The 3,724-nt window shown below is 74.1% G+C and carries 4 protein-coding genes; 1 reads left to right on the top strand and 3 read right to left on the bottom strand.

The window, feature by feature from the left end; translation table 11 throughout:
- Positions 1 to 247 precede the first annotated feature (247 nt).
- Positions 248 to 1,753: a MocR-like transcription factor YczR gene (yczR, locus tag AC0CYZ_RS24460; RefSeq protein ID WP_472220169.1), complete on the top strand. Its 1,506-nt coding sequence runs from the start codon at positions 248 to 250 to the stop codon at positions 1,751 to 1,753.
- Positions 1,754 to 1,795: 42 nt separating this feature from the next.
- Here the strand turns inward: yczR and AC0CYZ_RS24455 are convergent, their stop codons facing one another.
- The 3 genes from AC0CYZ_RS24455 to secG are packed head-to-tail and all read right to left on the bottom strand — an operon-like array spanning position 1,796 to position 3,723.
- Complete coding sequence (locus tag AC0CYZ_RS24455; RefSeq protein ID WP_472220167.1) at positions 1,796 to 3,076, bottom strand: TrpB-like pyridoxal phosphate-dependent enzyme; 1,281 nt, start codon at positions 3,074 to 3,076, stop codon at positions 1,796 to 1,798.
- A 31-nt stretch (positions 3,077 to 3,107) separates the two neighbouring features.
- Positions 3,108 to 3,452, bottom strand: a complete 345-nt coding sequence (locus AC0CYZ_RS24450) for an RNA polymerase-binding protein RbpA (protein ID WP_472220165.1) — start codon at positions 3,450 to 3,452, stop codon at positions 3,108 to 3,110.
- A 52-nt stretch (positions 3,453 to 3,504) separates the two neighbouring features.
- The gene (gene secG, locus AC0CYZ_RS24445; RefSeq protein WP_472220163.1) at positions 3,505 to 3,723 is read right to left on the bottom strand and encodes a preprotein translocase subunit SecG; all 219 of its coding nucleotides are present in this window, start codon (positions 3,721 to 3,723) and stop codon (positions 3,505 to 3,507) included.
- Position 3,724 lies beyond the last annotated feature (1 nt).

Raw genomic sequence — 3,724 nt, 5'->3', positions numbered from 1 at the left:
TGCGCGTACTGCGGGCCCCGGGGCCGGGCGGGATCCCGCGGATCGGGGCCGCTGTCGAAGCGGCTGTCGGCGCCGTAGCGCGCGACCGCGAGGACGGCGAGGACGACGACGGCTCCGAGGACGGTGATCATGTCGTGCTCCTTCGATGTGGCAGGTTCGAGGTCTACAGTGGCCGACGAGTGGCAGGTGAGCGACGGCCACTGACCGCCAAGTGGCAGGACGATTGGCAGAATTGACAGGTGGCGGGATGGAGCAGCAGCTGAACGGGTCCGCGTTCGTCCGCCACCTCGGCGCGGTGACCGGGAACGGCCGGGCCGGGTACGCGGCGCTGGCCGACCGGGTCCGCACGCTGCTCTCGGACGGCCGCCTCGCCGTCGGGACCCGCGTCCCCAGCGAGCGGGAGCTCGCCGTGGCCCTCGGCGTCGGCCGGGGCACGGTCGCCGCCGCGTACGAGGACCTCCGCGAGAGCGGGCACCTCGCCCGCCGGCGTGGATCGGGGACCTGGACGGCGCTGCCCACCGACCCGTCGCCGACCCCCGTGGCGCCGTTCGCGCCGCTCGGGGCGGTCGGGCCCTCCGGCTCCAACCCCGGCGTCATCGACCTCGCCCACGCCGCGCCCGCGGCGCCGGCCGACGTGATGGCCCTCGCCGGCCAGGAGGCGCTGGCGGCCCTGCCGGACCACCTCGTCGGGCCGGGGTACGACCTGCTCGGGCTGCTCGCCCTGCGCACGGCCATCGCCGATCGGCTGACCGCCCAGGGCCTGGCGACCACCCCGGACGAGGTGATGGTGACCGCCGGCTCGCAGCACGCCCACGCGCTCGTCGTGCGGGCGCTCGCCCGGCCCGGGGACCGCATCCTGCTCGAGCAGCCGACCTACCCGAACGCGATCGACCTCGTCCGCCACGCGTCGGCGCGCCCGGTCCCCATGGCCCTCGACCGCGACGGGGCGAGCGGAGCGACGGGGGACCGTGACGACGCCGGGCGGGTCCGATGGGACGTCGCCGCGTTCGCCTCCGCGCTGCGCGACTCCGCGCCCGCACTCGCCTACCTCGTGCCCGACCACCACAACCCGACCGGCGGGGTCATGGACGCCGAGACGCGCGGTGCCGTGGTCGCCGCGGCCCGCCGGCACGCGGTGCCGCTGGTCATCGACGACTGCCTGCGCGACCTGTGGCTCGACGAGCCCGTCCCGCCGCCCGTGGGCTCGTGGGCGACGGTGGCCGGGGAGGCGCCGGTGCTGACCCTCGGTTCGCTGAGCAAGACCATCTGGGGCGGCGTCCGGATCGGCTGGTTGCGCGGGCCACGGGCGGTGCTGCGCCGGGTCGCGACGAGCCGCGCCTCCGACGACATCGCCTCGCCGGTGCTCGAACAGCTCGTCGCCCTGGCCCTGCTGCGCCGTCTCGACGCCGTGCTGCCCGCTCGCCGCACGACGATGGCGGCGCGGCGCGACCACCTGCTCGCCGCGCTCGCCCGGGCGCTCCCGGACTGGTCGGCGTCCCGCCCGTCGGGCGGGCTGAGCCTCTGGGTCGACCTCCACGCGCCGCGGTCCAGCGGGCTGGTGGAGGCGGCCGCGCGCCACGGCCTGCACCTCGCGGCGGGCCCGCGGTTCGGCACCGGAGGAGCCTTCGAGGGGTTCCTGCGCGTGCCGTACACCCATCCCGTCGACGTGCTCGACGACGCCGTGGCGCGACTGGCGGCCGCGTGGGAGTCGGTCGACGCCGGGGCGCCGACGATGCTCTCCCCGGTCGTCTGACCTGGTGGAGCCGCGCCCGGGGGATCGACGGCTGACCGGCCGCTACGGCTCCTCGGGCAGCGTCCCGGCGAGGTAGTCCTCGTAGGCCGACAGGTCGAGCAGGCCGTGGCCGCAGTAGTTGAACAGGATGACGCGGTCCTCGCCCTTCGCGGTCGCGTCGTTGGCCTCCGCGATCACCGAGGCGATCCCGTGGCCGGCCTCGGGCGCCGGGAGCTTGCCCTCGACGCGGGCGAACAGCACGTTCGCCTCGAACACCGTGCGCTGCCGGTGCGCGACGGCCTCCATGCGGCCCTCGTGGACGAGCTTGGAGATGATCGGCGAGTCGCCGTGGTAGCGCAGCCCGCCCGCGTGGATGCCGGGCGGCATGAAGTCGTGGCCCAGCGTGTACATGTTCATGAGCGGGGTGAGCCCGGCGGTGTCGCCGAAGTCGTACTCGTAGCTCCCCTGCGTGAGGGTCGGGCACGAGGCGGGCTCGGCGGCGAGCAGCCGCACCGCGGGGTCGGGCAGGAACGGCAGGGCGATCCCGCCGAGGTTGGAGCCGCCTCCGCACGGGGCGATCACGACGTCGGGCCGCGTCTCCCCCGCCATCGCCAGCTGCTGCTGGGCCTCGAGGCCGATGACGGTCTGGTGGAGCAGCACGTGGTTGAGCACCGAGCCGAGGGCGTAGTGGGTGTCGTTGCGCCCGACGGCGTCGCGCACCGCGTCGGAGATCGCCGCCCCGAGCGAGCCGGCGTTCTCGGGGTCGTCGATCGGGGAGGGGACGACGCTGCCGCCCCACGTCTCCATGATCACCTTGCGGTAGGGCTTCTGCTCGAAGCTCCGGCGGACCATGTAGACGGCGCACTCGAGGTCGTACTGGGCACACGCGAAGGACAGCGCGGTGCCCCACTGACCCGCTCCGGTCTCGGTGGCCAGGCGCGTGATCCCCTCGCGGGCGTTGTAGTACGCCTGCGGCACCGCCGAGTTCGGCTTGTGGGACCCGGCCGGCGAGACCGACTCGTCCTTGAAGTAGATCCGGGCCGTGGTCTGCAGCGCCTGCTCGAGGCGGCGCGCGCGGATCAGCGGCGTGGGCCGCCACAGCCGCAGGACGTCGAGGACCTGGCCGGGGATGTCGACCCACGGGTCGGCCGACATCTCCTGCCCGATGAGCTCGGCCGCGAAGAGCGGCGCGAGGTCGTCGGGACCGACGGGCTCCCGGGTGGCCGGGTGCAGCGGCGGGTCGAGCGGACTCGACAGGTGCGGAGCGACGTTGAACCAGGCCGACGGGATGTCGGCCTGGCTCAACGAGAAACGGGTGTCGGTGATCTCAGCGGGGGCGGCCACGCGCCCACTGTGTCAGGACCGCGGAGCGGTGTCAGTTCTCTCCGCGACGGGCGCGGAGCTTGGCGAGTGCCTCCTCGAGGAGCGCCTCGCCGTCGGCGTCGGAGCGACGCTCCTTCACGTACGCCAGGTGCGTCTTGTACGGCTCCGTACGGCGGGCCGGCGGCGGGTTCTTCTCGTCGGTGTTGGCCGGCAGGCCGCAGCGGGGGCAGTCCCAGGTACTGGGGAGCTCCGCGTCGTGGGCGAACGACGGCTGCGTGTGGTGGCCGTTCGAGCACCAGAACGAGACGACGATCCGTTGGGCGCTCTCACCCCGCTCGGACTCGCCCATCGGACCGGAACCGACCCGGGTTCCCCGGATCGCGTTGCCAGTGGCCATGTCGGTGCTACCTCCGCATCGTCAGGCCCGGCGCGGCCGTCCGGGCCGGCCGTCAACCCTCGATCTTGATGAGCAGGCCCGTCCCGACGATCGCGATCAACCAGATCGCGCCGACGAAGAGGGTGAGGCGGTCGAGGTTCTTCTCGACCACGCTGGAGCCCGCGAGGCTCGACTGCATCCCGCCGCCGAACAGCGACGAGAGACCACCTCCCCGCCCGCGGTGCAGCAGCACCAGCAGCACCAGCAGCACGCTGGAGACGATGAGCAGGATG

Source organism: Actinomycetospora sp., from assembly GCF_055612215.1.
The sequence above is the reverse complement of the archived record's forward strand: the minus strand, read 5'-3'. Positions and strand labels throughout refer to the sequence as shown.